The sequence below is a fragment of the Peribacillus sp. SIMBA_075 genome, assembly GCF_046534585.1.
The window spans coordinates 1-274 of sequence record NZ_JAWRYN010000549.1 but is presented as its reverse complement, the minus strand read 5'-3'; the positions used below and the strand labels follow the sequence as shown (position 1 = coordinate 274).

General features: G+C 53.3%; 1 protein-coding gene. It reads left to right on the top strand.

From position 1 onward, the window contains the following. Positions 1-14: 14 nt before the first annotated feature. On the top strand, positions 15-274 hold a 260-nt coding region (locus SB775_RS29355; protein WP_410864757.1), incomplete at its 3' end, for a hypothetical protein.

The following is a 274-nucleotide window of genomic DNA, read 5'->3' as shown; positions in this document are numbered from 1 at the left end:
ATGAAGGATGGGAATTGGCCACACAACCGGACGGGCCGAATATACTGGAAGAGAATTTCCGGATGGACGCCACGCTGATCCGTGCCGCACTCGATGCACTGGACGAATCCTGGGCGTCGCTTCACGCATACGCGCGAAACATTAAATGGGAACGGTTGGCTACTGTGAAAAAGGATAGCTGCGACCCGCAATTGGCAGAACAAGCAAAAGCGCGGAGAAACGAAGCGAAAAAGCTGTTCAATGACGTAAAAGATGGCTATTTCACGCGCGCCCC